The 25,448-nt window shown below is 43.6% G+C and carries 8 protein-coding genes; 3 read left to right on the forward strand and 5 right to left on the reverse strand.

What is annotated here, in order from left to right; genetic code table 11:
* Positions 1-161: 161 nt before the first annotated feature.
* On the reverse strand, positions 162-530 hold the full coding sequence (locus tag QT987_RS02055; RefSeq protein WP_333056376.1) for a phage holin family protein: 369 nt from the start codon (positions 528-530) through the stop codon (positions 162-164).
* 109 nt (positions 531-639) lie between these two features.
* Between QT987_RS02055 and QT987_RS02060 the strand changes: the two genes are divergently transcribed.
* Positions 640-1,137 (forward strand): pentapeptide repeat-containing protein, encoded by a 498-nt coding sequence (locus tag QT987_RS02060; protein ID WP_333236830.1) that lies wholly within the window; start codon positions 640-642, stop codon positions 1,135-1,137.
* Between the two features lie 322 nt (positions 1,138-1,459).
* On the opposite strand, the gene QT987_RS02065 is transcribed toward QT987_RS02060, so the two are convergent.
* The gene (locus QT987_RS02065) at positions 1,460-3,658 is read right to left on the reverse strand and encodes a transglycosylase SLT domain-containing protein (protein ID WP_333204278.1); all 2,199 of its coding nucleotides are present in this window, start codon (positions 3,656-3,658) and stop codon (positions 1,460-1,462) included.
* A 337-nt stretch (positions 3,659-3,995) separates the two neighbouring features.
* On the opposite strand from QT987_RS02065, the gene QT987_RS02070 reads away from it, so the two are divergent.
* Both QT987_RS02070 and QT987_RS02075 read left to right on the forward strand, forming a co-directional pair.
* The gene (locus QT987_RS02070; protein ID WP_333236832.1) at positions 3,996-5,474 is read left to right on the forward strand and encodes a leucyl aminopeptidase; all 1,479 of its coding nucleotides are present in this window, start codon (positions 3,996-3,998) and stop codon (positions 5,472-5,474) included.
* 412 nt (positions 5,475-5,886) lie between these two features.
* Positions 5,887-8,109, forward strand: coding sequence for a PAS domain S-box protein (locus QT987_RS02075; RefSeq protein ID WP_333236834.1), 2,223 nt, complete (start codon positions 5,887-5,889; stop codon positions 8,107-8,109).
* A gap of 457 nt (positions 8,110-8,566) precedes the next feature.
* Here QT987_RS02075 and QT987_RS02080 read toward each other — a convergent pair whose 3' ends face one another.
* The 3 genes from QT987_RS02080 to QT987_RS02090 all read right to left on the reverse strand — a co-directional run bounded on the left by QT987_RS02080 (position 8,567) and on the right by QT987_RS02090 (position 25,044).
* Positions 8,567-14,017 carry an AAA family ATPase gene (locus tag QT987_RS02080; protein ID WP_333236836.1) on the reverse strand — a complete coding sequence of 1,817 codons (5,451 nt, stop codon included), beginning with the start codon at positions 14,015-14,017 and terminating at the stop codon, positions 8,567-8,569.
* Between the two features lie 90 nt (positions 14,018-14,107).
* On the reverse strand, positions 14,108-19,498 hold the full coding sequence (locus QT987_RS02085; RefSeq protein WP_333236838.1) for an AAA family ATPase: 5,391 nt from the start codon (positions 19,496-19,498) through the stop codon (positions 14,108-14,110).
* Between the two features lie 164 nt (positions 19,499-19,662).
* Complete coding sequence (locus QT987_RS02090; protein ID WP_333236841.1) at positions 19,663-25,044, reverse strand: AAA family ATPase; 5,382 nt, start codon at positions 25,042-25,044, stop codon at positions 19,663-19,665.
* Between the last annotated feature and the right edge of the window lie 404 nt (positions 25,045-25,448).

The following is a 25,448-nucleotide window of genomic DNA, read 5'->3' on the forward strand; positions in this document are numbered from 1 at the left end:
GGAGGGCATCTTGCCCGCCCAGCAAAGGCTTTTAGTCCCTAAACAAATATTTCGCAGCAAAAATCCCCCCCTTTCACAAGGAGGGGTTAGGGCGGGTTCTGCGGTAACAGTAGCCGTTGCAGTTTGCCCGATCGAATATCTGGAGTATCTGGGATAATGTACTACTGAGACAAAGTATTGGCATTCACAAATCGACCAATCAACCCAGAAACGAATGACAACACAATGGAACCCACCAAAGCCGGCCAAAAACCGTTAACCACAAAGCCGATACTGAACACACTCGCTAACCAGGAAGCCAGGGAAAGCGAAATTGCATTGACAACGAATAAAAACAAACCTAAAGTAATAATGGTCAAAGGAAGCGTCATCAATGTAAGAATCGGTCTGACAACCGCGTTCACCAATCCGATAACAACAGCAGCCAGCATCGCCGCCGGAAAGCTAACCACCGCCATACCTGGTACAATGTTAGCGGTAATGATCAGCGAAACCGCTGCTACTATCCAAGTTAAGAAAAAACTTAGCATATCTTTTTGTCCATCTCCATCACTATTAATTCAGATTTTAACTGTTTAGTCGATCGACCAAAGTTCGGGATACACTACGAAATACCCACCTTGCGAGAATATCAGAATTATGAAACTCCGGCAACTAGCAGCATTCCTATTCGCGCTAACTATCTTCATCCTGCCGCGGCCAGCCCAAGCTCAATCTAAATATTACGCTCCGCCCTTGTCCTTTAGCAACGCCGAACTGACAAGACGCGATTTTTCTGGTCAAATGCTGCGGGCCGCTGAGTTTTCTAACGCTAATATGGACTTGACTAATTTTTCTAATGCCGATTTGCGGGGAGCAATTATGAGCGCTTCGGTGATGACTCAGGCAAATTTGCATGGAGCAAATTTAACTAATGCAATGATTGATCAAGTTAAATTTACTAAGGCAGATTTAAGTGATGCCATATTAGCAGAAACAATTTTGCTGCGTTCTACTTTTGAGGGAGCTGATATCACCGGCGCTGACTTTACTGATGCAATTATGGACGGATCACAAGTTAAAGAATTGTGCACAAAGGCCACCGGGATTAATTCCCAAACTGGGATTTCTACTCGCGATTCCTTGGGATGTCGCTGATATCATCTCCGGTCAATTACTGATGATTGTTTGTTGGGTGGGGGCGGGTTTTTGAAATTGTTTGTTTGGGGCGATTATGGTTGGTGGAACCCGCCCCTACACCACGAATACTTCACATTAACCTGATATTGGCATTAAATTCCCCAATGTAAATAATGATTGTTTGTTGGGTGGGGGCGGGTTTTTGAGATTGTTTGTTTGGGGCGATTATGGTTGGTGGAACCCGCCCCTACGAAACCATATTTTGTAGGGGCGGGTTCCACCAAAAAGATATAACGATTACCAACAATTTAGATAAACCCGCCCCCACACCACGAATAATTCACTTTGCTTTTTTCTGAGAAGCCGCATAATGCTCACTCATTAACTGATTAACTTCTGGATTGTAAATCCGCAGATAATTCCAGTAATTCTCAAACACCGATTTCACGTATCCTTTCGTTTCAGGAAACGGAATCTTTTCCGCAAAAGCATCCGGGTCACTAAAACTAAACCTCTTCAACCAATCTGCAACTGCATTCGGCCCGGCATTGTAACTCGCCACAGCTAACATCGAGTTATTCTTGTACTCGTCGTGAGTGTGATCCAAATACCACGTACCGAGTTTAACGTTGTCGTCCACATTCTCCAATGAATACTTTTTGAGGCTGATTTGAGCGGCAACCCAAGCTGCTGTTTCCGGCATTACTTGCATTAAACCAGTGGCGCCAACTGATGATTTGATGGCGGGCATAAACCGCGATTCTTGCCGGATTAATGCGGTTACTAATACTGGATTTATTTTGCGTTGTTGCGACCATTTGACAATGGTTTCTAAGTAAGGAAAAGGATAAAGTGCTTGCCAATAAATCGGTTGCTGTCTGAGTTCGAGGTATTGGGTTCTATCATCTGGTTTCTCGCGCTGTCGCAAACTACCAACCATCCACAAACCGTCTAAGTTATCTCCAACTCCTACTCGCATTAAACCGTCGGTGAACTGTTCGGCAATACTTGGTTCTACGCGGTCGATAAACTCTACTTGCCACAGGGTCCAAGCATCCCTATCTTGACCTAATTGATAGAGTTCTTTCAACGCAGGAGAACCCGCAGTTGGTTCGGGGCGCTGAGGCGGCCGCACTACATTGGGAGACAAATCTCGGACTGTGGTAAAGTCGCCGACTGGCCAGCCAAGAAGTACAGCCGATCGCCATGCAAAATATGATTCTGGATAGCGTAAGATCGTGTAGTCAAATGCAGTCTTGGCGTCTTGTTGGCGGCCGAGTTGCTGTGCCCATTTCCCGACCCAAAATGCTGCTTCTGGAGCTTGTTCGCTGTCGGGATTGTGGGTGGTTAATTCTCTCGCCCACTGCCAAGCTGATTTTAAATCTCCGCCTTTGGCAAACTGCTGGGCGATCGTCCACCGCAATTCGCCTGCTTTATCAGAATTATTGTATTTTGTCAAGAGCAACTTGCGGGTATCTGAGGCGGATTGACCACTGCGTGCTTTGTCGAGAAGTTGCGATTTATCTAACAAAGCTTCGGGGGCATAATTGGGGAATTTGCTAATAACTCGATCGAGCAAAACGATCGCTTCTTTCGGTTCGCTCAGCCGCGATAGCCGAATTAAACCCAAACCAGTATCTTCGGCATCGGGAAACTCGCGCACTAATTCTTGATAGGCAATTCTCGATTCCGGGATTTTTCCGTCGAGCCACAAACCGCGAGCTTTGCGATAAAGATTTTTGGCGTTGCGGGGAGCTTTCCCGTAAGCAATAGCTCCTTTGCCATAATCTTGTTTTTCCCAATAGCCAAAGGCAATTTCTTCCCAATCTTCCGGTTTCAAAGAGGCGCTGTTTCGCTGCACCAGTTGTTCCACAATTGTCCCGTAATCTTTGACATAATGACCGTGTTTTGCTACGAGCAGCATCAACTTCGGCTGATTGGGATTTTCTTTTAACTTGCCGAGAGCAATTTCTACGCTGCGGGGATGAGCGGGAAATTCAGTAATTGCCTGTTGCCAATATTCCGGTTTTGACTTGCCTAAAACATATAAAGCTTCCGCTGCTACCGGGTCGCTCGGATAGTTTTTGAGCAGTTCCTCCCAAGCTTTTTGAGTTTTGCCTTTGTCGCCGCTTAATTGGTAGGCTTGCGCCCTTTTTAAGGCAATGTGAGCAGCTAAAACCGGATATTCTTGCTCTAATTTGTCCAATAACTTTAATGCTTTGGCCGCATTTCCTTGCTGGATTAAATCGCTGGCAAGCAGGTAGCGGGCGCGGCTTTGAGGGGAGATTTGCTGCTGTGGGTTTGTACTTGCAGACTGAGTAGCTGCGAGTTCAACTAATTTTGCCGATCGCTCGCTCGGTGACAGCGATACCAGCATCTTGACTTGCGATTCGGAATTCGCTGCCTCCAGGGGCTGCTCGGCCTTCTGGAATGAGCCCAAACCCATCAATTTCATCGCAGCAACCAAAGAGCCGATCGCAATAACGCAAACTGAAACGCTGATTAAAACAGAAAATCGGGCCCGGCGTCGTTTTAGCATGGGAAAATTTAAGAGAATAAGATATAGAGAACCATCGTTTGTCAAAAGCCATCACAGGCAGGATGGGTGTTCCACGCCATCACAGGCAGGATGCCTGTTCAACGAGAAATAAATGTTAAGAGTGGGGCAAAAACGGACAGCCAACCCCCAAACAGATGATTGAGATTGGTGGAAGATCCGATCGCAGGCGGACTTGGCTGATATAGTAGCAGAATTTATTTTGATGTGGAGCGGAGAATTTGTGCGATCGATCTATTTACCCGCACCAACGAAAAACCACAAACCACCCACTGCAAAGTACAATCAAAAATCTAAAATCTAAAGTGTAAATCAAAACATGGAATTTCTAGTCACCGATACGCCCCGCTCTGTTTGGACGGGAGACGCCCTGGCAATTGGTCTATTTGAGGACGGCTTGGAACTCACGGGCGAGCTGGCACAATTAGATGAAAAGCTTGCAGGCACTTTGAAAGAGCTGCTACTGGAAGTAGATTTTAAGGGCAAAGTGGGCACGAGCGCCATCACCCGCGTCGGCGGCAATAATCCCATTCGCAAAATTGCGATCGTCGGTTTGGGCAAAACAGAGGACTTAAAATTAGACACCGTGCGGCAAGCTGCAGGCGTTTGCGCCAAGTTAGCCAAAAAAGAGAAATGCAAAACCCTCGGAATTAGCTTTCCGGTGTGGAAAAACGCGCCGGATTCTACAGCAAGCGCCATCGCCGAAGGTGTAGAACTCTCCTTGAATCAAGACAACCGTTTCAAATCGGAACAGGAAGACAAAAGCCCGCAACTCGAACAAATTCATTTGCTCGGTTTTGCAGGTACCGAAAGTGCGATCGCCCGCGCCCGCCAAATCACTGCCGGAGTCATTTTAGCACGGGAATTAGTCGCAGCGCCGGCCAATTTTGTCACCCCGATTACCATGGCAGAAACTGCTCAAAGTCTAGCTGCCGAATGCGGTTTAGAATTAGAAATATTGGAGCGAGAAGACTGCGAAAAACTTGGAATGGGAGCCTTTCTAGGCGTAGCACTAGCGTCTGATTTGCCGCCTAAATTCATCCACTTAACTTACAAACCCGAAGGCACACCGCGTCGCAAAATAGCAATTGTCGGCAAAGGATTGACCTTTGATTCTGGGGGTTTGAACATCAAAGGTGCGGGCAGCGGCATTGAAATGATGAAAGTAGATATGGGCGGCGCTGCGGCTACTTTGGGAGCGGCAAAGGCGATCGGTCACATCAAACCCGATGTGGAAGTTCACTTTATCAGCGCCGTCACAGAAAACATGATCAGCGGCCGCGCCATGCGCCCTGGAGACATTCTTACAGCTTCCAACGGCAAAACAATTGAAGTCAACAATACCGACGCTGAAGGTCGTTTAACCCTGGCTGATGCTTTGGTATTTGCTGATAAATTGGGAGTTGACGCAATTGTCGATTTAGCAACTCTAACCGGGGCCTGCGTAATTGCTTTAGGCGACGATATCGCGGGTTTGTGGAGTCCTCAAGATAGCGTCGCCGCCGAAATAGTCGCCGCCTCAGAATTGGCCGGCGAAAAATTTTGGCGGATGCCGATGGAAGAGAAGTATTTTGAGGGGTTGAAAGCATTGCACGCCGACATGAAAAATACTGGCCCACGTCCCGGCGGTTCGATTACGGCGGCGCTATTTTTGAAGCAGTTTGTAAAGGATACTGCATGGGCGCATTTAGATATTGCCGGCCCGGTTTGGACTGACAAAGAAAATGGCTATAATGGCCCTGGGGCTACTGGTTTTGGTGTTCGGACTTTGGTGCATTGGGCGCTGGGCGGTGCTTAATTGTGGATTTCCAGCGAAAAAATTGAGATTTTCTTTGCCTTAAAAGTCTGTTAGTCCATCTGTGAGCCAGGGGTTAAAAACCCCTGGCTCACTGCTTAAGTAATCTCAAAGAAAATTTAATAGCGATCGTTAACTATTTAAATGTTTCTGAAGCAATCAGTAGGCAAACCTATGTATTCCGTCACAGGGAGCAATGCTTACGTTGCGAGCCGTGACGCTCGGCATGGCTCATGCTTGGGAAAAGCTTCGTTCCCAGGGCCCCACCTCGACAGTTTTGAAATTTCCTGAAAAAATAGCTGTTTCATAAAAAATGAAAAAAGTATATAATTATGTAAATATTTCACTAGCCGAAATCAAATAATTAGATTTGATCCGATTTGCATTGGTACAGATAATTTTTTTCTTGAACTTTATGCAAGAACAATTAACAATTTTTTTTTCCACACTTGCTGTATCTTCTAGACTCGCCTGCAACCTGGTGCCGGAGTTGCGATTGTACGCTGTTTTTGACTCGCTGACGGCACTGGCTTATTGCTCGATCGCCCTATCGTTAGTTTATTTTACCCGCCAAGGTTCTCAGCGCAAGATTTTCCGGCTGTTTGCCATTGTTTTTTTTGCCTGGAGCGCGGCTAAATTGACGGAAGTTTGGACGCTTTGGCATTCCATATATTGGCTGTTGATAACTCTCAAAGCAGCAACTGCTTTGATTTCTTTGCTTTTAGCCGCAACTGCCCTCGCCCTCATGCCGAAAGCACTTGCCGAGTCTGGTTTCAATCAAAAAGAAAAATTTCAACAAATGTCTTTAAAAAAGGTAGAACAAAATCAGCCCGAACATGATATCGAGAAAGGAGAATTGGCAAAACAATTGCTCGATATTTACCCTTTAGATACTATTGTCGATCGCACTTTAGCTCTCAATTCGCTTAATGAACAGTTAGAAAAAGAAATTGCCGATCGCCAGCGGGTTGAGGAAAAGTTGCAACTGACTCAATTTGCGATCGACCGATCGGCAGATGCGATATTCTGGATCGGGCCCGACGGTAAATTTTTGTACGTCAACGACGCTGCTTGCACTTCATTGGGATATTCTGCCGCAGAATTGCTCTCGATGACCGTGCACGACATCAATCCAGATTTTCCCCAAACTGCTTGGAGTTTGCACTGGAAAGTCTTAAAACGCTGCGGTTCGGTTAATATTGAAGTTCACCACCTCACTAAGTACGGTCGCATTTTTCCCGTAGAAATTACCATCAACCATTTGGAATTTAACGGCAAAGAATATCAGTGTGCGTTTGCTCGTGACATTAGCGAACGCAAGCGGATTGAGGCAGCTTTGCGAGAAAGGGAAGAAGAATTTAGGTCATTAGTTTCTAGCATTCCCGGTGCGGTTTACCGCTGCAGTGCTGCGGGGCGATCGAGCGTAACTTTTATCAGCAGTGGCATCGAAGCTATTTCCGGCTATCCGGCAGCTAACTTTATGCAAAAACCGGTGCAGGCTTTTCCGAGTATAGTTCATCCCGATGACGTGGAGCAAATCGAGACAATTATCGATCGGGCTATTAAGACAAAACAACCTTACATCATCGAATATCGCCTAATTCACTGCGACGGAAATGTGCGGTGGGTTGCAGAGAAAGGTCAAGCCCTTTTCAACCCAGACGGTAAAGTTTTATCCCTCAACGGCGCCATTTTTGACATCACAGAGCGCAAAGCAGCGGAGGATGCTTTGCGCCTCTCCGAGGCGATCGCCAACAACAGAGCTCAGCAGCTAGAAATCGCTCTCAAAGAACTCCGAGAAACTCAAGCTCATCTAATTCATACCGAAAAAATGTCAAGTCTCGGTCAAATGGTAGCTGGAGTAGCTCACGAAATTAATAACCCTGTCAGTTTTATCTACGGCAATATTTCCTACGCCAGCCAATATATCAGAGACTTGTTGCAGCTTGTGGAACTTTACCAAAAACACTATCCTCAGCCGCTGGTAGAAGTTCAAGAATGTATTGACAATATCGATTTAGAATTTCTGAGAGAAGATTTACTGAAAATATTATCTTCGATGAAAATGGGAGCCGATCGCATTCGCGAAATAGTTCTGAGCTTGCGAAATTTCTCGCGTTTAGACGACTCAGTAAAAAAGCCTACCAACCTTCATGAAGGCATAGACAATACGCTCCTAATTTTACACAACAAACTGCGCGCCAGAGGCGACTATCCAGAAATTAAAGTAATCAAAGATTACGGTAAACTCCCCTTAATAGAATGTTATGCAGGTCAGCTAAATCAGGTATTTATGAACCTGCTGAGCAACAGTATTGACGCATTGGAAGATGCTTGCAACCAAAAAAGGCGAGCGGCAGCCGGCGGCGACGATTGGGAACCAACTATTAGCATTCGCACAGAAGCCCTGAACGAAAATAGTATTTGTATTCGCATTTCCGATAATGCGATCGGCATGACAGAAGACGTGCGGAGCAGATTATTTGACCCGTTTTTCACGACAAAACCGATGGGAAAAGGCACTGGTTTAGGGTTAGCCATCAGTTACCGAATTGTCGCGGAAAAACACGCCGGAGCCTTGAGCTGCCGTTCCACCGTAGGAGAAGGTACGGAATTTGCGATCGAGATTCCTTTCTGAATTAGTCCGACGCAAGTCTCAAGAATTTGGCAAAATTTATCGCTCACTATAAATTGTAAAGTAGGGCCTAAAAAACTTTCAATTTTCAATAAAAATCCCAAAATTGGCTATAAATTACCCAGGTAATGTTCAACATGGCAGTGAAATTATAAATTCTGTACCGCGATCTAAAGTTGAGTTGACTTCTAGCATACTAAAGTGTTTCTCAACTACAATCAGCCGTGCGCCAATCCTAATCCCGTTCCTTTCCCTACCGCTTTCGTCGTCAATAAATGATCGAATATTTTTTGTTTGACCTCCCAACGGGTGTAGGAGTAAGGATCGCGAATTAAATAACTTACAATTTTAATTGTTATTGTGGGATGGGCCTAAGAGCCCGTCATGAGTGGACGGGCTCTTAGGCCCCTCCCACTTTCAAGAGTGGAAGTTATTTAATTCTCATTCCTAAGAAGCTTCTTTAGGTTCTAATATACCTGATAGGAATCTCGATCGCTAACTCTGTACCATCTCCAACTCTCGAATTACACGTTAATTTTCCCCCATGTTTTTTGACAATACCATAGCTAACAGATAAACCCAAACCAGTACCGCTACCCACTGGTTTAGTTGTAAAAAATGGATCGAATATTCGGGATTGAATATTCGCCGGAATACCGGCACCATTATCAGTTATTTTAATTGTAACCCTGTCTTTTTCTATAACTTCAGTCTGAATCGTGATGGCAGGACTTTTGTCTGTTGTATCAATTGATTGAAGAGCATCAATAGCGTTACTGATAATACTCAGAAATACTTGATTTATCTCACTAGCATAACAAATGACCTTGGGCAGATTTCCATACTCTTTAATAACTTGTATTTCTGATTGGCCATCGCTCAGTCTTAAGCGAGTTTGTAAAATTAGCAAAGTGCTTTCAATTCCGGTATGTAAATCTACTGCTTTCATGTCGGCTTCATCTAAGCGGGAAAAGTTACGCAAACTCAGGATAATTTGGCTAATGCGATCGCTCCCTGCTTTCATAGATTCCAGAATTTTAATTAAATCTTCCCAGATAAATTCTAAATCCATTTCTTCTATTTTCGCTTTAATTACTCCACTGGGTTCAGGATACTCTTGTTGATAAATATCAAGTAAAATAAGCAAATCTTTGACATAATGCTCTGTATGTGCGAGATTACTACGAATAAATGTTACCGGATTATTGATTTCGTGAGCAATCCCAGCTACCAGTTGACCGAGAGATGACATTTTTTCGCTCTGAATTAATTGTGCTTGGGTTTGTTGTAAGTTTTTAAATGCTTGCTCTAAATCAAAAGCTTTTTGCCTTAAATCTTCCGTTTTTTGCGCTACTTCTGCTTCTAAGCTTTGGGAATAGTTCTCTATTTGTTTATATAAACGAGCATTATCAATAGAGCTCGCCGCTTGAGCTGCGAGCATCTGGAGAATTTCTACTCGCTCATTAGTAAATGCTCCCACTGTTAAGTTATTTTCTAAGTACACAATACCGACGAGTTTTCCTTGCCGAATAATTGGAGTACATAAAACTGATTGAGGTTGATGAGCGATAATATAGCGATCGCCTGCAAATTTGTCGGCTTTACTTAAATTGTCAAAAACAGCCGTCGCTTGAGTTCGTGCCACCGCATAAATCAAACTCTGAGGAATTTCCTGATATTGTTCCAGAGGAACTTCTAATATTTTTGTCTGCTTTTGTGCGGCTTGAGCGACGACTAACCATTGTCGGTCTTGGAGAAGCACTAAACAACCGATTTGTGATCCTCCATTCGCAAGCATAATCTGCATCAAAGTGGCTAACAGTTTCTCTAATTCAATTTCTTGTGAAATGGCTTGTGCCGCCATCATTACTGCTGGAAAATCTAACCATAAATTCTCGCTACTACTGACGCTAGTTAGGCTTCCCATCCTGGTCTGGTTGATAGTTTTTCCAGAGGGGATGACAAATTTAGTAGGTTGAAGAATAGCTTTCAGTAGTTGTGGATAGTGTTGTTCTAAATAAGCGACTTTAGCCTTTGCACCCCAACGAGAATAACAGTAATACGCCTCAATCATGTAAGATTGTGAAACTTTTTCTTTCCCCCAATCTAAGTAGAATTTTGCAGCTAGTTCGTTGCCTAAAGCTTCTTCTTGGATATAACCATTTTCTTTGGCTCCTGAAATGGCGCGATCGTACCAATCTCCAGCTTCGTAATTCTTGCCTAAAACTCGGCATTTTTCTGCTTCTACTAAGTTAACTTTATGTTGGTGATTCATCGGGGCAGGGTTTGCCCATTGAGCCAGAGTGGTTTGATGGGTTTCTGCCAAAGCGAGAGTGTTCCCTTGCTCAATTTCTGACTGCCTAGAGCAGAGTGCCAAGTAGGTTAACCCTGCATAGAAATGGAAAACCGGAGTATGAATCATTGCTGCCGCTACCTTCAAATAAAGGCTTGCTTGGGCAATGTAGTCTAGGGCGTTGGTGTAATTGCCAAAGAGATAGGCAAGCATTAGTTTGTAGTTATAGGCAAGAGCGAGTGCAGTAAGCTCACTATTCTGATTGTGCTGAGGAAACATCACCTTTTCATCATAAGCCTCACCGATTAACAAATCCGGTTGCTTGACAATTTCGCTCAAGTTATGCACCGCCTGTTGTGCCAGCTTCAGGTAAACCATAGGAGAATATTGCTTCACAGTCGCTAAGACAACACAGTAATTTTCTATTTCTGCGTGCCAATCATCAAGCTCTACTCCCGAAAAAAAATTATTATATAAATAACTACTGACGCAGTAACCAGCATTCAGAAAATCACCTGTTTCCATTCCGACTAAATAGCCTTCTTTCGCAGTTGGGATTCCTGCCCTCAGTGGTTCTTGACGATGCTGAATAAAACAGCCAAACCAAAGTAAAGTGATACATTTAAATTCTGGCCAATTCAACTGATTGAGTAAGCTGAGTGCTACTCGCCCAAAGCGATAACCTTTCTCTACTTCTGAGAAAAAACCAGACAGCACAATGCCATAACCCACATACCCGATTGTTGATGCTGGTGCATTGCCAAATTCAAGTGATAGACTGACCATTGTGGCACAAAGCAGAGGCTGCAAGGCAGGATTTCCCATAAAAATAGCCGGAAACAAGATGCCTAACAATTGCATCGCCGCGATTGTCCGAGGATCGCTCATTACGGGAAGGTTAACCAGTTCCTCAATCTGTTTGCCCTCCAGTTGGTTGGCAAGGTTTTGTAATGCAATGCGTGTCAAGGCTTCGTCAGTTTCATAGGGGAGTTCAATCCCCAATTGTGCTAGGGCATTAGTGCCGATCGCGATCGCTTCTAACATCTGACTCTGAGTTGTCAGTGCGTTGATTTGAATCTCAAATATCTTGACTTTATCTAGTATTGTTTTGGCCGATCGCAAAACCTGAGCTGCCATTTCTTCCATGCCATTAAAATCGGCATTTAAGTAGGCATTCTCAGCCGCAGCCACATAAAGATTCAGGGTTAATTCATACTGAGTTTCCCAACAGTTTTCAGTGAGTAACTCCAGCCCTGTTTTCACAAAACTTCTGGCGCTTGTATAGGCTGTAGAATTTCTGGCTTTCTGTCCGGCTGCTAAGTTCAATCTGGCTAAGGCTTCCCGTTCCTCAGCTTGAGTCATGAACTCAATTCCTAAATTCAAATGCCCGACAATATCAAACAGCTTTTCCTCTTTTTCTATTTCTGATAAGTTTTGTTGGAGTAGTTTCCCAATATGGTAATGAGTCTGCTGTTTTTGCTCGTCAGGAATCAATGAATAAGCCGCTTGTTGGACGCGATCGTGTAAAAATCGATAAGTCGGATTGGCGGAATCATTGAAAACTTCTTCACTATCAGATTGGGTATAGAACTTATAAATTTCGGTAGTAGGAATTACCAAACCTTCTTGCAAGGCTTTCCATAAAGCTGTGGCGCTACTGTCGGCTGATTTCTCACTGACAATTGCTAAGGTATTCAAATCAAAGTGCGCCCCAATACAAGCCGCTAGTTTGAGACTATCCTGAGTTCCTCGGGGCAATTTCTGTAATTGCAATGCCATGAATTCAACCACATTATCCGTAATTGCTAAGGCCTTCACTTGGGCAATATCGCATTGCCAATATTGATTTTTGCAATCAAAGCTAATTAACTTGTCATCATGTAATGCTTTGATAAACTGAGTCGCAAAAAAAGGATTACCTTGAGTTTTTTGAAACACTAATTTTGTTAAAGGAGCGGCTAGGGATAATTCACAATTCAGTGTATCTGCCACTAACTGATTCATATCAGGTTCCCTTAAGGGTGGCAAAGTAATTGTATTCACCGTTGCCCTAGTTTTAACAATTTCATCCACTGTTAAAATAAATGGATGTACGGGGGAGACTTCATTATCTCGATAAGCACCTAATATTAATAGATACCCAGCCTCTTGCATCAATAAGTTCAGCAAGTTAAGTGATGCGGAATCTGCCCATTGCAAGTCATCTAAAAACATGACTAATGGATGTTCTTTACTGGTAAATACTTGCACAAATTTGGGCAATAGGAGATTAAAGCGATTTTGGGCGGCAGTTCCCGATAATTCAAGGGCGGCTGGCTGTTTACCGATAATATTTTCTAACTCAGGAATTACGTCAATTAAGACTTGTCCATTGTCTCCTAATGCAGTTAATATATGGCTTTTCCATGTTTCTAATTGCCAATCTGATTCGGATAGCAATTGCCCAATTAAATCGCGGAATGCTTGCACAAAGGCGCTGAAGGGAATGTTGCGATGAAATTGATCGTATTTTCCTTTAATAAAATAACCCCGTTCCCGCACAATGGGTTTATGAACTTCGTTGACAACGGCAGTTTTGCCAATTCCTGAAAAACCCGCAACGAGCATTATTTCTGTTGCACCTTTGCTGACTCTTTCAAAGGCTTGTATGAGCGTTGTTACTTCGGTTTCTCGTCCATAGATTTTGTCGGGAATCAGGAAGCGATCGCAGACATCCCGCATTCCTAACTCAAAAGTTTCAATCTTTCCAGTTTCTTGGCACTGCTGCAAACATCGTTCTAAGTCATGTTTCAACCCCAAGGCACTTTGATAGCGTTTTTCGGCATTTTTTGCCATCAGCTTCATGACAATATCCGAAACCACCTGCGGGATTTCTTTGCTGTTTATTGCCGGAGGTTGTTTGGCAATATGGCAGTGAACCAACTCCATCGGATCTTCACATTCAAATGGCAGTTTTCCTGTCAGCAATTCGTAAAATGTGACCCCCAGAGAATAAAAGTCAGTGCGGTAGTCGATACCTCGGTTCATTCGTCCAGTTTGTTCGGGAGAAATATAGGCGAGGGTTCCTTCTAAAACGTTGGGATTTTGAATTTCTTGAGTTTCTCTTGGCAGTAAGGAGGCGATGCTAAAGTCTATGAGTTTAATTTGTTTAGTTTCGGGATGTATGAGGATGTTAGCTGGCTTAATATCTTTGTGAATGACTCGGTTTCGGTATAGTCCGTCAAGGATGTCAGTTATTTGAATGGCAATTTCCAATATTTCTGCTAAAGTCAGCGTAGGTGCTTCACCGATCCGTCTTCGGCATCTATCTTGGGCGTATTGCCATAGAGAAATGCCGCCAAAATCCTCCATCACTAGGGCATAGCTGTGGTGGTAGGATTCCAGACAGTAAGGTTCAACGACTCCCGGCAGACGTAAATTTTTTGCGATGGTATACTGGTTGCGAAATTGCAGCAGTTCGCTGAAACTGGGATAGTCTCTATTGAATAGTTTAATGACAACGGGAAGCAGATCGATTTCTCGAAAAGCTCGGTAAACCAGGGTTTTAGAACCACTGTACAGTTGCTCGATTAGACGGTATCCGGCAATTGGACTGGTTAAATCTATACCTGCATTCATTTTGGCTCTCCTCATCTCAAATAGTGACTGCTAAAAATTAATGTGCGCCTCTATGTGTAAGGGTTAAAGGCGGCGATCGCATAATTAACTTCATCCGTTTGTAGGCAATAAAATTGTAAACTCCGTCCCTTCTCCCAATACAGAATTTACCTCGATTGTACCGCCGTGTTTCTCAACTACAATCTGCCGTGCGATCGCCAATCCTAACCCCGTGCCTTTACCCACACCTTTAGTTGTAAATAAGTGGTCAAAAATATGACCTTTTATCTCATCTGCTATGCCTGTTCCGTTGTCATAAATGCGAATACTCACCCACTCAGAAGACTGTCTTTCTGTCCGAATCGTGATGCAATGGGCTGGGGTTTTAATCTTATCTAAACTCGGTTCCCGATAATATTCTTCCAGCGCATCAATGGCATTTGCCAATATATTCATAAACACCTGATTTAGTTGTCCGGGGAAGCAATCGACAGAGGGCAAGTTCCCGTACTCTTTCACAACTTCAATGGCTGGACGCTGTTCGTTCGCTTTCAATCTGTGTTTGAGAATCAAAATCGTACTGTTAATTCCGTCATGAATATTGAAAGGAACTTTGTAATCTTTGTCGGATCGGGAGAAGGTACGAAGACTGGTGCTGATACCTTGAATGCGATCGCACCCGACTTGCATAGAATGCAACATTTTTGGTAAATCTTCTAAAAGATATTGGATATCGATCTCTTCAGCTTTTTCTTCAATCTCCTCACCGGGACTGGGAAATTTTTCTTGATATAGCTGCAAGTATTCTGTAATATCTTTGACGGCGGCGATCGCTTCATGAATATTGCCAGAAATAAATCCCACGGGATTATTAATTTCATGGGCAACCCCGGCCACTAAATTGCCCAAAGCCGACATTTTTTCGCTCTGCACTAATTGCAATTGTGATTGTTCAACCTGGTGGGCGTAGTCCTGCGCTTGCTGATACAATCGCGCATTTTCTAAGGAAATGGCAGCCTGAGTGCAGAGGAAGTGGAGGATGAGGAGACGATCGCGAGTAAACACTCCTTTCGTCGAGCTATGTTCGAGATAAAGTATCGCAACTAAGTTCCCGCGATCGAGAATCGGAGTACATAGCATACTCTGAGAGTGATACTGGAGCGTACAGTCATTCATTAACCCCGGAATATCGGTCTTGCCACCTTCAATAACCACAGTTTCCAGGGTGTGTTTGACATAATAAACCAGCTTGAGCGGAATCATCTCCGAGCCATCGATAGATTGGGTTTGCAGTAAGGTTGTGGGTAACTCATTATCTGGATTGATGTGAGTTATGGCGCGGATTTGCCATTCATCCCGATGGGGGAGTAGCAAAGCACAAGTTTCTGCGCCCGAAGTTTTCAAAATAATTTGATTGAGGGTATCGAGTAATTCATCAATATGAATTTTACTCGATAAAGCTTGAGCAGCTTGCACAATAGATGCGAAATCAAGGGCATCGGAAATACTGGTGCTGCTGGTGGTGGAAGTGTGCGAAGACTGGCTAATCGTTACCAACGTCTCTAGAGGATTAAAGCGAAGTTTCGGCTGATTCAGGATGGGATGAAGTAATTGGGGATAGCTTTGTTCTAGGTGTTCAACTTTGGCTTTAGCTCCCCAACGGGCATAACAGTAATATGATTCCTGCATATAGCTGGCGGCAACTTTTTCTTTTCCCCAATCTAGGTAGAATTTTGCAGCTAATTCGTTTGCTAACGCTTCTTCTTGGAGGTATTCGTTTTCTTTGGCTCCTGCGATCGCGCGATCGTATAACTCTAAGGCCTCAGCTTTATTACCTTGTACTCGCTCTCGTTCCGCCTCGACTAAATGAAATTTGTGCAAAAAATTCATCGGCGCATAAGTTGCCCAGTATTTTAGTTTTTCTTGGTTAGCAGCGACGCATTCTTTCATTTGCTGCTCTTCTGGATCGGAAAATTGGCCAAACCATGCTAACTGGACTAAAGACTCATAAAAATGAAAGATTGGTACATATAAAAAAGCAAGGACAGCATCCAAATACTGTCTTGCCTGCCCAGCCTGTTCTACAGCTTCTTCAAACTCTGAAAACAGATAGGACACAATCAGTTTGTTAATCCACAGCAATGCTAATCCGGTGCGATCGCCCACTGTTTCATGTAATGGAAGTTGATGCTGTTCATTGTACGCTGCACCGCTCAACACCACCACGTTATCTGCATCCCCCATTAAATTCAGCAAAATTTGTCGATTCAACTGGGAATAAGTCAGAGTTAGATTTTGCTTGAGGTGCTTGAGCGATTCACAATATCCGGCAACTTCCGACTCCAGTTGCGTTAAATTCTGCCCTGCAAAATAGGAGTAAAAACCGTAGTTATAGGCACAGTAGCCCGCGAAAGCCAAATCGCCTACATCTAAACAACTACAATAAGCCATCTGCAAGGGGTGTAATGTCTCACGCAGGTGCATTTTCCAATGCCTTGTGTACACATAGACTAGGGATAAAGTTTTCCCCTTCAATTCGGAATTTTGATAACGTGATAGCAGGTCGAGGGCTAACTGACCGAATTCATAACCTAATTCAACCTTTCCGAACACACCACACATCAATATCCCATAAGAGGCATAACTAAAGGTCGAGGTTGACTCATTGCCATACACGACGGACAGATAAACCTTTTTTAAAATCACCAGTAAATACAACAGTGGCTGAGAAAGATAAGCGCCCGGTGCTGCCGATGTCAAAATTCGAGCCGCTGCCAGGATGTTCACATCCCTTGCTTCGCTGAGGTTGAGTAACTCACCAGGTAAACGCTCTCCAATCGCATCGGAGACGGTACTAAAGGCAGCCGCCACATCTTCCTGGGTAGGGGCTGCGGGCAGTTCCACTCCCAATTGCTTTAAGATGGCAAGTGCCGCCGCGATCGCTTGAGTAAAATGACCTTGAGCCGTGAATGCCTCAATCTTCACTTCATAAACGCTGATTTGATCTAATGGGCTTTTGGCGTGCTTCAGGACAAGGCGGGCCTGGGCTGCCATTTGCTCTAAATCACCGCTCAGATAGGCGGCTTCTGTGGCGACTTGATAGAGTGCTAGCGTCAACTCATACTGATACTGCCAACTGTTTTGAGTGAGTAACCCAATGCCCACTTCGGCATATTTGCAGGCGGCAGTATAGGCGATCGCTGCTTTTGCCTTGCGACTTGCCATCAAATTAAATTGCGCCAATGTTTGACGTTCTGCGGATTGGGCGATTGATTCAGCCGCAACATTGAGTTGACTGACGATTTCAAAAATGCGTTCTTCCCGGTTGCTTTCGAGGGTGTTACTCAGGAGTAACTGTCCAATCTTCAGGTGAACGGTTTGTTTTTCATCGGCGGGGATTAGGGAGTATGCCGCTTGTTGCACCCGGTCATGTAAAAATCTATATGCAACAATCTCAGAATTTTCTTGGTCAACAGGTTGATGTTCTTCCCCAACATAAAACTTATAAACTTCACTTTGGGGTAAAATCAAACCTTCCTGCAAGGCTTTCCATAAACTTGCAGCCACTTCGGTTTGGGATTGTTCAGAAACCATCGCCAAAGTCGCCAGATCAAACTGATTTCCAATACAAGCAGCTAGCTGTAACACCTGTTGAGTTGAGGGAGGCAATTTTCCTAATTGCAAGGCCATAAAGCTAACAATATTATCTGTAAAAACAAGCTGATTTACTTGTGCGATATCACATTGCCAACAACCCTCTTTACAGTCAAAATAAATCCATTTATCTTGATGTAATGCCTTGAGAAATTGAGTCGCAAAAAACGGATTTCCTTGAGTTTTTCGATAAATCAATCCAGAAAGAGTCCATGCCAAACTTTCAGTACATCTAAGGGTATCAGCAACTAATTGATTTACTGTGAATTTATTGAGTGCTGCTAAAGTAATCCTATTAATCGTTGCTGGTGTTTTTTGAATCTCACTCAAAGTTAACATTAATGGATGCGCTGGGTGGACTTCGTTATCACGATACGCACCAATTAATAAAAGATGACCTGTATCACCCATTAAGACCTGCATTAACTTTAGTGATGCTGAATCGGCCCATTGCAAATCATCTAAAAAAATTACGAATGGATGTTCTAAGCTGGTAAAGACTTTAGTAAATTTTTGAAATAATAAATTAAAGCGATTCTGGGCTGCAGTTCCTGATAATTCAATGGCGGCTGGCTGTTGACCAATAATTTTTTCTAATTCGGGGATGATTTCAATAATTACTTGTCCGTTTTCCCCAACCGCTTCTAAAATCTTATTTTTCCACGCCTTGAGTTTGGCATCACTTTCACTGAGTAATTGTGCCATAAAATCGCGGAATGCCTGGACAAATGCCGAGAAGGGAATGTTGCGGTTAAACTGATCGAATTTGCCTTTGATGAAATAGCCCCGCTGCCGGACAATCGGTTTATGTACCTCGTTGACTACAGCCGTTTTTCCAATCCCGGAGAACCCAGCGACTAGCATTAATTCGGATGTCCCACTTGCCACGCGATCGAAGGCACTCAATAGGGTTTTTACTTCAGTTTCACGACCATAAAGCTTTTCAGGAATCAGGAAGCGATCGCAGACATCCCGCATTCCTAACTCAAAAGTTTCAATCTTTCCAGTTTCTTGGCACTGCTGCAAACATCGTTCTAAGTCATGTTTCAACCCCAAGGCACTTTGATAGCGTTTTTCGGCATTTTTTGCCATCAGCTTCATGACAATATCCGAAACCACCTGCGGGATTTCTTTGCTGTTGATTACCGGAGGTTGTTTGGCAATATGGCAGTGAACCAACTCCATCGGATCTTCACATTCAAATGGCAGTTTTCCTGTCAGCAATTCGTAAAATGTGACCCCCAGAGAATAAAAGTCAGTGCGGTAGTCGATACCTCGGTTCATTCGTCCAGTTTGTTCGGGAGAAATATAGGCGAGGGTTCCTTCTAAAACGTTGGGATTTTGAATTTCTTGAGTTTCTCTCGGCAGTAGGGAGGCGATGCTAAAGTCTATGAGTTTAATTTGTTTAGTTTCGGGATGTATTAGGATGTTAGCTGGCTTAATATCTTTGTGGATGACTCGGTTTCGGTATAGTCCGTCAAGGATGTCAGTTATTTGAATGGCAATTTCCAATACTTCTGCTAGAGTCAGCGAGTGCTCTTGGGCGTAGTCTCGCAGAGAAATACCGCCAAAATCCTCCATTACTAGGGCATAGCTGTGGCGATAGGATTCCAAATTGTAGGGTTCAACGACTCCCGGCAGACTTAGGTTTTTGGCGATGGTGTACTGGTTGCGGAATTGCAGCAGTTCGCTGAAGCTGGGATAGTCTCGATTTAATAGTTTAATGACAACCGGAAGCTGATCTGTTTCTCGGATGGCTCGATAAACTAGGGTTCTCGAACCGCAGTATAATTGATCGCCCAGATGATATCCCGAAATTCGGTTCGTTAAATCCACTACTGCATTCATCTGGATTACTCCATCTCAGACATTGACTCTTGCCACTAAGTATACACTTTTATTCGTCAAGTCTGAGAAAAATAGAACTGCGTGCGAAATCCCCAGCATACCAACTCTACCGCTTTTATTTTTTTCTATTTTGAGGATAAAGATGGCGATCTATCAAGATATGCTTATCCTTTCATCGGCAATAAAATTGTAAACTCCGTCCCTTCTCCTAATACAGAATTTACCTCGATTGTACCGCCGTGTTTCTCAACTACAATCTGCCGTGCGATCGCCAATCCCAACCCCGTGCCTTTTCCTACTTCCTTGGTAGTAAATAACTCATCAAAAATCTTCTCTCGCACTGCTTCACTCATGCCGAAACCGTTATCTTTAATGCAAAGTATCGCTTGCTTTTGATCCCAAAGAATGTCGGTTTTAATTATAATTTGGTTGACGATTTCTGCATAATTCCGTCCTTGATTTGATTCCTCCAAAGCATCGATCGCATTACCTAACAAATTCATAAATACTTGATTCAACTGTCCGGCATAACACTCCACGGGTGGCAAATTACCGTATTCCCTAATCACTTGAATTTCTGGACGAGTTTCGTTAGCCTTGAGGCGATGTTTCAGGATCATAATGGTGCTATCGATGCCATCGTGGATATTGCAAGCTACGGGATAGTTAGTATCGGCACGGGAGAATGTCCTTAGACTGGTACTAATATCGCGAATCCGCTTCACGCCTTCCCGCATCGAACCTACTAATTTCGGTAAATCTTCCCGGATGTATTCCAGATCGATGTTCTCGATTTCCTCTCGAATCTCTGGATCGAGTTGGGGATATTTTTCTTCATACAAATCGAGCAATCCAAACAAATCTTTGATATAATCTAAGGCTGGTTGAATATTACCACCCAGAAAACCAACGGGATTATTAATTTCGTGAGCCACGCCAGCCACTAAGTTTCCCAATGCTGACATTTTTTCGCTTTGAACAATTGTTAATTGTGCCTGCTTGAGAGCTGTGAATGCTTGTTGAGATTCTTGATACAAACGGGCATTTTCTAAGGAAATAGCAGCTTGAGAAGCTAGCAAATTTAGCACTTCAATGCGATCGCTCGTAAAGGCCCCAACCGTCAGGTTATTTTCCAGGTAGAAAACTCCTATCAACTGCCCTTGATTAAGAATTGGAATACAAAGAACACTGATCGGCTGGTGCTGTTCAATATAGCGATCGCTCCCAACCTGGGAACTTACCCTAGCATCAACTATTACCAAAGGTTTCAAACTACGCTTGACAGTGTTAACCAAACTAATTGCTACATCCTTACTGAATTCTAGAGGTATTGATGGTAATAGCTCAGGTTCCTGTCCCTCTGCTACAAGCGCCACTACCTGTAAATACTGTTTTTGTTTGAGCAATAAGACACACTTAGTACCGCCAGCATTCGCGATCGCTATTTTTAGGAGAGTAGTCAGGAGTTTATCTAGTTCAATCTCCCCAGAAATGGCTTGAGAGGCTTTGATCAGAGTAGGCAAATCGAGAAATTCAGAGTTGCTGCTAGAAGAGTTGGTATTATAAGTAATTGTGCCGCGGGCGATCGTTTCCTTTAATGAACTAAAGGCTTGAGCTTGCTGAATGATAATACCGAGTAGGCGAGGATAACGTTTTTCCAAATCGTCAATTTTGGCTTTAGCTCCCCAGCGGGCATAACAATAATATGCTTCAATCATGTAGGCTTGAGCTACTTTTTCTTTGCCCCATTTTAGGTAGAATTTGGCGGCGAGTTCGTTGGCGAGGGCTTCTTCGTTGAGGAAGAGATTTTCTTTAGCGAGGGAGATCGCGCGATCGTACATTTCCAGTGCATCTGCCTTGTAACCCAAAACCCGCTGCCTTTCTGCTTCAACTAAATACCACTTATGCAGATGATTCATGGGAGCATTTTGCGCCCACTGGTGCAGAGTCGTTTGATGGGTTTCCACAGATGCCAAAATATCAGCTTGCTCAATTTCTGGCTGTGTGGGTAAAAGCGCCAAGTGCGTCAGGGCTGCATAGAAATGGAAAATGGGAATAAAAATACATCCTGGTACTGCTATCAAATAGGGCTGGGCTTGGCTAACGTAATTGCTAGCCTCTTTGTAGTTACCAAAGCAGTAAGCAAGCAACAGTTTGTAGATATAAACCTCGGCGATGGCAGTGAATTCATAATCCTGATTATGCTTGGGAATCATCACTGTTTCATCGTAGGCTAGGCCGATTAAGCAATCCGACAGAATCTCAACTTCCTTTAAGTTATTCACCGTCTGCCGCACCATATCTACATAAATCTGAGCCGAATATTGCTTTACCTGAGCCAAGGCGGCGCTGTAACTTGTTATTTCTGATTCCAAATTGCTCAGTTCTACTCCACTGAAAAAGTTCATATAGCTGTAAGTGACCATGCTGTAGCCAGCGCTTAGAAAATCGCCAGTTTCCATGCCAGCCGTATAGCTATCTTTCGTCGTCAGCATCACAGCCCTCATTGCTTCTTTGCGATGCTGAATAAAGGCTCCAAATAGATTCAGAATCATGGACTTGAATTCCCGGACATTGAACCTATCCAGCAATGAAAGTGCCAATTTACCAAAGGCATACCCCGTTTCCACCTCTCCCAAAAAGGCACACAACACCAGTCCGTGAATGCCATACCCCACCGTCGATGCTGGCGTGTTCCCAAAGGAGAGCGATAAACTCACCATCTTGGAGCTAAGTAGGGGCAGCAAACCGGGCATTCCCAGAAAGATGGGAGAATATAACGTTCCTAACAGTGGCATGGCAGCCTGAGCCTTGGCATCAGTTATCATCGGCAGATTAGCTAGGTCTTCAATCCGTCTACCTTGGAGTTGGCTAGCAACAGCTTGTAGCGCTTGGCTAATCAAGGCTTCGTCAGGTGCACTGGGTAGTTCAATCCCCAATTGCCAGAGTGCATCTCTTGCTACTGCAATGGCTTCTAGTGACTTGCTTTGTGCTGTCTGGGCGGCGATTTGAATTTCGTAAATTTTGATTTTGTCTAAGATTGTCTGGGCTGCTTGCAACACTTGTGCTGCAATCTCTTCCATGCTGTCAAAGTCAGCATTCAAATAGGCTGCTTCAGCAGCAGCAACATATAGTTTCAGGGTTAATTCATACTGGCTTTGCCAACAGTCGGCTGTTAGTAGATCAATGCCTGTTTGCAGATAAACTCTAGCTGTTGTGTAGGCGGTAGAATTTCTGGCTTTACAACCGGCTTCTAAGTTCAGTTTAGCTAATGCTTCTCGTTCGCTCGGTTGGGGAATTAACTCAATTCCTCGATTCAAATGTCCGACAATATCAAACAGTTTTTCTTCTTGCTCTATTTTTGAACAATTTTGCTGAAGTAATTGTCCGATTTTGAGATGAGTTTCTTTTTTATCTGAATCGGGAATCAGGGAATATGCGGCTTGCTGGACGCGATCGTGTAAAAATCGATAAGTGGGATTAGCTGAAGCCTGGAAAATTTCATCACTATCCGATTCGGTAAAGAACTTATAGATTTTGGTTGTGGGAATAACTAAACCTTCCTGCAATGCTTTCCATAAAGCCGTAGCCGTCATTGCAGCAGATTGCTCACTGACAATTACTAAGGTATTCAAATCAAACTGCGATCCAATACAAGCAGCTAATTTGAGAACCTCCTGAGTTGCTGGCGGCAACTTCTGCAATTGCAAAGCCATGAATTCAACGACATCATCAGTGATTGCTAAGGCTTTGACTTGGGCAATATCACACTGCCAATGCCGAATATCCCAGTTAAAGCTAATTAGCTTTTCCTCATGTAGTGCTTTGAGAAACTGAGTGGCAAAGAAAGGATTTCCCTGAGTTTTTTGATATACTAATTTTGTCAAAGGTTGGGCAAGAGATGATTCGCTATTCAGCGTATCCGCCACCAACAAATTCATATCAGGTTGGCTTAACGGTTGCAAAGTAATCGTATTCACAGTAGCCCCAGTTTTTACTATCTCATCCACTGTCAAAATAAATGGATGCACTGGCGAAACTTCATTATCTCGATAGGCTCCTAATACTAATAAATACCCTGTATCCATCATCAATAATTGTAGCAAATTCAGGGAAGCTGAATCCGCCCATTGCAAGTCATCCAAAAACATCACTAAAGGATGTTCAATGCTTGTGAAAACTTGCACGAATTTCTGCATGAGCAGATTAAAGCGATTTTGGGAGGCACTTCCTGACAATTCTGTTGCATGAGGTTGAGCGCCAATTATGCGTTCTAACTCAGGAATCACGTCAATCAAGACTTGTCCGTTATCTCCCACTGCTGCTAAAATCTGGGTTTTCCATGTTTGCAGTTCGGTATCAGATTCTGATAGCAATTGACCCATTAAGTCGCGGAAGGCTTGCACAAAGGCACTGAAGGGGATGTTGCGTTGAAATTGATCGTATTTGCCTTTGATAAAATAACCGCGCTGACGGACAATGGGTTTATGAACTTCATTGACAACGGCGGTTTTCCCAATTCCCGAAAAACCTGCTACTAGCATCATTTCGGTGCTACCTGTGCTGACTCGCTCAAAGGCAGCTAATAGTTGAGCAACTTCTTTTTCTCTACCGTAGAGCTTTTCGGGGATAGTAAAGCGATCGCTAATATCTCGCTTTCCGAGTTCAAAATCTTCAATTTTGGCTGTTTTTTGTAACTGAAATAAACAATTTTCTAAATCGTGCTTGAGTCCTAATGCACTTTGATAGCGTTTTTCGGCATTTTTCGCCATCAGCTTACTGACAATTTTTGATAAAATTATGGGAACTTCTGGATTTATTTGATGGATCGGTTTCGACTGTTTAGCGAGGTGACAATGCACCAATTTCATCGGATCATCAGAGATAAATGGCAACTGTCCTGTTAACAATTCATAAAAAGTCACACCCAGGGAATAAAAGTCACTACGATAGTCAATGCCTCGATTCATCCGTCCTGTTTGTTCGGGGGAGAGATAGGCTAATGTTCCTTCTAAAATATTAGGGTTCTGAATTTCTTGGGTTTCTCGTGGTAGGAGGGATGCAATACTAAAGTCAATTAGTTGAATTTCTTGGGTGTCTGGATTAATGAGAATATTAGCGGGTTTAATATCTTTGTGAATGACTCGGTTTTGGTAGAGATAGTGAATAATGTCTGTTAGTTGTATGGCGAGTTGGAGAAATTCTGCTAAAGGTAAAGCTTGAGATGGTTGGGTTTGATTTGTTGGTGTTTTGAGATAAGTAGATAGGGAGACTCCGCCAAAGTCCTCCATTACTAGGGCATAGCTATTCTGGTATACTTCCAGCGTCAGGGGTTTGACGATGTGAGGGAAGTCGAGATTTTTGGCAATGGTATATTGGTTGCGAAACTGGACGATCTCGTTGAAGGAGGGGTATTCGTTTCGCAGCAGTTTGATGACGACTGGGTATTCGTCACGGGTACGGATGCCTCGATAGACTAGGGTACGTGTACCTACATAAAGTTGCTCTGTAATCTCATAACCTGACAAATTTGCGATCGCATCCATAACTGGTTAACCCTTTCTTATAAAAAAGTTAAATTAAAATATTCTCTTCTATTATATTTTATAATGTGACAAAGATAGCGATCGCAAACTCTGCATCCTGGGTAGGGACAGAATTAACTGTAATTTTTTCCCAATGTTTATCAACTATTATTTGACCAAAAGCAATTTTGTCACAAGCATCCGGATTCATCCGTGTACCTGTGAAAAAAGCTCCCCATCATAATCACAACCCCTCGGACTCATCCGTGCGAGCAATCTCAAATATCAAATCTCAAATTTCCAATTTCAAATCGCATGACGTGCGATCGCTAATCCTAAATTAGGAATGAGAATTAAATAACTTCCACTCTTTAAAGTGGGATGGGCGTCCCGCCCGTCCAAAAAGGACGGGCGGGACGCCCATC

Origin of the sequence: Microcoleus sp. SVA1B4, assembly GCF_036700545.1 — a bacterium.
Taxonomy (GTDB): Bacteria; Cyanobacteriota; Cyanobacteriia; order Cyanobacteriales; family Microcoleaceae; genus Microcoleus.

What these genes read in the sequence shown, in the direction of transcription:
- QT987_RS02075 (WP_333236834.1), top strand. Translation starts at nt 5,887, where the DNA reads ATGCAAGAACAATTAACAATTTTTTTTTCCACACTTGCTGTATCTTCT.
- QT987_RS02065 (WP_333204278.1), bottom strand. Translation starts at nt 3,658, where the DNA reads ATGCTAAAACGACGCCGGGCCCGATTTTCTGTTTTAATCAGCGTTTCA.
- QT987_RS02070 (WP_333236832.1), top strand. Translation starts at nt 3,996, where the DNA reads ATGGAATTTCTAGTCACCGATACGCCCCGCTCTGTTTGGACGGGAGAC.
- QT987_RS02085 (WP_333236838.1), bottom strand. Translation starts at nt 19,498, where the DNA reads ATGAATGCAGTAGTGGATTTAACGAACCGAATTTCGGGATATCATCTG.
- QT987_RS02055 (WP_333056376.1), bottom strand. Translation starts at nt 530, where the DNA reads ATGCTAAGTTTTTTCTTAACTTGGATAGTAGCAGCGGTTTCGCTGATC.
- QT987_RS02080 (WP_333236836.1), bottom strand. Translation starts at nt 14,017, where the DNA reads ATGAATGCAGGTATAGATTTAACCAGTCCAATTGCCGGATACCGTCTA.
- QT987_RS02060 (WP_333236830.1), top strand. Translation starts at nt 640, where the DNA reads ATGAAACTCCGGCAACTAGCAGCATTCCTATTCGCGCTAACTATCTTC.
- QT987_RS02090 (WP_333236841.1), bottom strand. Translation starts at nt 25,044, where the DNA reads ATGGATGCGATCGCAAATTTGTCAGGTTATGAGATTACAGAGCAACTT.